Origin of the sequence: Providencia sp. PROV210, from assembly GCF_028479445.1 — a bacterium.
Lineage (GTDB): Bacteria > Pseudomonadota > Gammaproteobacteria > Enterobacterales > Enterobacteriaceae > Providencia > Providencia rustigianii.
In genome coordinates this window covers 1-3,955 of the sequence record NZ_JAMPNQ010000008.1, presented here as the reverse complement: position 1 = coordinate 3,955, position 3,955 = coordinate 1, and the positions used below count along the sequence as shown (strand labels likewise).

General features: G+C 38.8%; 4 protein-coding genes. All 4 read right to left on the bottom strand.

Going from position 1 to position 3,955, the window contains the following annotated elements; genetic code table 11:
* Window positions 1-411 (bottom strand): CoA transferase (locus PR761_RS07585; RefSeq protein WP_272519347.1); only part of this gene is annotated, 411 nt, incomplete at its 3' end.
* Between the two features lie 66 nt (window positions 412-477).
* The gene (gene yfdV, locus PR761_RS07580) at window positions 478-1,422 is read right to left on the bottom strand and encodes a transporter YfdV (RefSeq protein WP_119246409.1); all 945 of its coding nucleotides are present in this window, start codon (window positions 1,420-1,422) and stop codon (window positions 478-480) included.
* Window positions 1,423-1,521: 99 nt separating this feature from the next.
* On the bottom strand, window positions 1,522-3,225 hold the full coding sequence (gene oxc, locus PR761_RS07575; RefSeq protein ID WP_006815729.1) for an oxalyl-CoA decarboxylase: 1,704 nt from the start codon (window positions 3,223-3,225) through the stop codon (window positions 1,522-1,524).
* 69 nt (window positions 3,226-3,294) lie between these two features.
* Window positions 3,295-3,955 (bottom strand): CoA transferase (locus PR761_RS07570; protein ID WP_272519346.1); only part of this gene is annotated, 661 nt, incomplete at its 5' end.

Genomic DNA, 3,955 nt, shown 5'->3' with positions numbered 1-3,955 from the left:
ATCGGCGTAAGGTGAATTTTCATTAAATCCTTTAATGGAGCCAAAAATGAGGCGAGGATTTAATTCTTGGATGTGTTCCCAAGTAAAGCCCATATGATCGATGGCGCCGGGATGAAAGTTTTCGACTAAAATATCGGCTTGTTTAATAAGACGTTCCATAACTTCTTTACCTTCAGGCGTTTTGGTATTGAGTTCAACGGAGCGTTTATTGCCATTCAGCATGGTGAAATAAAGAGCATCAACATCAGGAATATCTCTTAATTGATTTCGAGTGACATCGCCAACACCTGGGCGTTCGATTTTAATAACATCAGCGCCAAACCATGCCAGCATTTGGGTACAGGATGGTCCAGATTGAACGCCTGTGAAATCAAGTACGGAAATACCATCAAGAGGTTTTGAATTACTCATATTTTCCCTTATTGAAGAATATAACCATGATAAAAATAATTTATCATGGTTATATATAGAACGAATTTAGCTCACGAGCCTTGCTATATATATCCATAATGGTGCTGCAATTATGAAACCAATAACACTGACTGCAAGCGATGCGGTTCCTGTTCTGGTATAAACATTAAATCGGCTTGCGATAATCGTTCCTGAAAAAGCAGGAGGAAGAGCACCAGCCAAGACCATCATTTGTAGTTGAGTGGATTCCATGTGAAATAACAGACCAGCAGCCAGCATTAATCCTGGCATTAAAATTAGTTTTAACATAGTGTTATAAACAATCTCACCATCAAACTCGAATTTATTTGCAGCCAGCGTTAACCCTGCTGCAAATACAGCGACACCAGAGTTGGCTTTTGCAATTAAATCAAATGTAGGATCTAATACATTTGGTATTTTAATTCCGATTAATACTAAGACGGTTGCTAAGATAGGTGACCAAACAACAGGTTCTTTAAATGCAGATTTAAGCGCACTCATACCACCACTACTTTTACCTCCACTCGTACTTGATGGATTAAGTAAAAATAACCCAATAGGTATAGTAATCGCGTTTACAATAATAGAAATAATGGCAACAACTAATCCTGTTGAAACAGTATCACCATAAATAGGATCTAATACTGCAAATCCAAGAAAACCAATAGTTGGAGAGCCTGCAATTAATGCACAAACAGCGGCTTCAGAGCGTGAATGCTTAAATAATTTTTTACAGCTAAAAAATGTAAAAAAGAAACATACTAATAGAACGACTAAAGAAATAATAGTTAGCTTCATATCAGCAAAAATCATTTCTCTATTTGCTCTAACGAGAGAGACAAATAATGCCGCGGGCAATGCATAATTTAGAACTAATTTATTGAATGCTCTCGCTTGATCTTCAGTGAAAACGTTTTTTCGACCACTGAAAAACCCCAATGCTAATATAACGATTATTGGCAATAAATCGCTCATGAATATTTTATACATGAAATCAATCATAATAATTCACCTAATATTTTCAAATAGAGCTAATGCGCTAAAAATAAATTAACGCACTAGTTACTCATGTGTTTTCCTGCCGGATAATTAATTTCCAGCAACAGACTTAGGATTTAAGTTTCCAATATGACCGCTTTCTGTACCAACCGCTGGGTCAATAATGACATTTATTAATGTCGGAGAGCGAGAGGTAATTCCTTTTTTTAAGGCTTGCTGAATTTCTTGTGGCGTTGTTGCGTAATAACCTATTCCGCCAAATGCTTCTATCATTTTATCATAGCGAGCATCAGCCATAAGAACAGTTGGCGAAGGATCTGTATCGCCATGGAGATTTTTATCATCACCACGATAGATGCCGCCATTGTTAAAGATAAGGATAGTTACTGGTAATTTATAGCGGCATATTGTTTCAATTTCCATACCACTGAATCCAAAAGCACTATCGCCTTCAATTGCAACAACGGGAATACCACTTGTAACACTGGCACCCACTGCGTATCCCATACCGACACCCATGACGCCCCATGTTCCACAATCTAATCGCTTACGCGGTTGGTACATATCAATGATATTTCTTGCATTATCAAGGGTATTGGCACCTTCATTAACAACATAAACATCTTTATGGTCTACGAGTACATCTCTGATTGCACGTAGCGCATTAAAGTAATTCATTGGTGAAGTATCGGTATTTAACTTCGTTGCCATTTTTTCAACATTCACTTTCTTATGTTCATCAATAGTGGCAAGCCATTCATTAGGGGATTTTACTGGGATTGATTTTAACCCGGTCAGCAATGCTTCTACGCTTGAATCGATATCACCGACAATAGGGGCTGAAATAGGTCGATTACTGTCAATTTCTGTCGGTTCGATATCTAATTGAATAAATTGAGTATCAGGCGACCAATGTTTACCTTTGCCATGGTCAAGTAACCAATTAAGGCGTGCACCCATTAATACTACAACATCCGCATTTGATAACGCATAGGAACGAGCAGAAGCTGCTGATTGAGGATGGTTATCGGGTAATAATCCTTTTGCCATCGACATCGGTAAATAAGGAATACCTGTTTCTTCAACAAATTGACGAATCTTTTCATCTGCTTGAGCGTATGCTGCACCTTTTCCTAAAATGATCAGAGGCTGCTTGGCTGATGCGAGTAATTGAAGAGCTTTCTTTATTGAATATGGTGATGGAAGTTGTTTAGGGGCTGGATCTTCAACTTTGAAAATGGTTTTATCTGCTTCATCTTTATCCATTACAGCCGCTAAAACTTCGGTGGTGAGGTCAAGATATACTCCACCAGGTCGGCCTGATACTGAAGTTCGTATTGCTCTGGCTAATGCAATTCCTAAATCTTCAGGTTTATTCACTCGATAGGATGCTTTTACAAATGGTTTAGCTATATTCATTTGATCCAATTCTTCATAGTCCCCTTGTTGGAGGTCTATAATTGCTCTATTACTAGAGCCACTGATTTGAATCATAGGGAAGCCATTGGTTGTTGCATTGGCAAGTGCCACCATACCATTTAAGAAACCTGGCGCAGAAACGGTGAGGCAAATACCTGGTTTTTGGGTAATATATCCGCTAATTGCAGCTGCATTACCTGCCGATTGTTCATGGCGAAATCCAATATAACGTATTCCCACTGCTTGAGCGTGCCTAGCCATATCGGTGACAGGGATGCCAACAACGCCATAGATTGTATCAATATCATTTTTTTTCAACGCATCAATAATGATATGCATACCATCTGTTAAATTTTGATTTTGGTTAGTAGACATGTCAACCTCATAAATAACATCGTAACAGAATGATGGGGAAGTTAATCTTCCCCTCTCAAATTTTAAAATTTAGATAGCTTTATTAATGCGCATAGAGGCAATTTCATCTGCGTTATAGCCCAGTTCAGCCAGAACTTCGTCGGTATGCTCACCGAGTAATGGGGCGCTTTTAATCTCTGGTGTAAATGAGGAGAATTTCATTGGGCAGCCTACAGTTAAGTAACTACCTCTTTTAGGTTGTTTGACTTCGACAATACTTCCACTACCACGAAGTGATTGATCTCGAGCGATTTCACGCATGCTAAGTACTGGTGCACATGGAACACCGTATTTACTTAGATATTCAACGGCTTCATGTTTATCTTTATCAGCTAAAAATTTTTCAATTTCAGCAAAGATATCAAAGATATGTGGCTGACGTGCTTTTGGAGTACTGTAAGCAGGATCTGTTGACCATTCCGGTTTTCCTATTGCAATGCAGGTTTGTTCCCAATCCTGTTCTTGGATAGTAAAGTAGATATAAGCATTTGGGTCAGTTTCCCAGCCTTTACATTTTAAAATCCAGCCTGGTTGGCCTCCTCCACCCGCATTACCTCCACGGGGTACTGCATCACCGAAAGTACCATTTGGATATTGAGGATATTCTTCTAAGAATCCAATTTTCTCTAAGCGTTGTTGGTCCCGTAATTTTACCCTGCACAGGTTCAATACCGCATCTTGCATTGACATC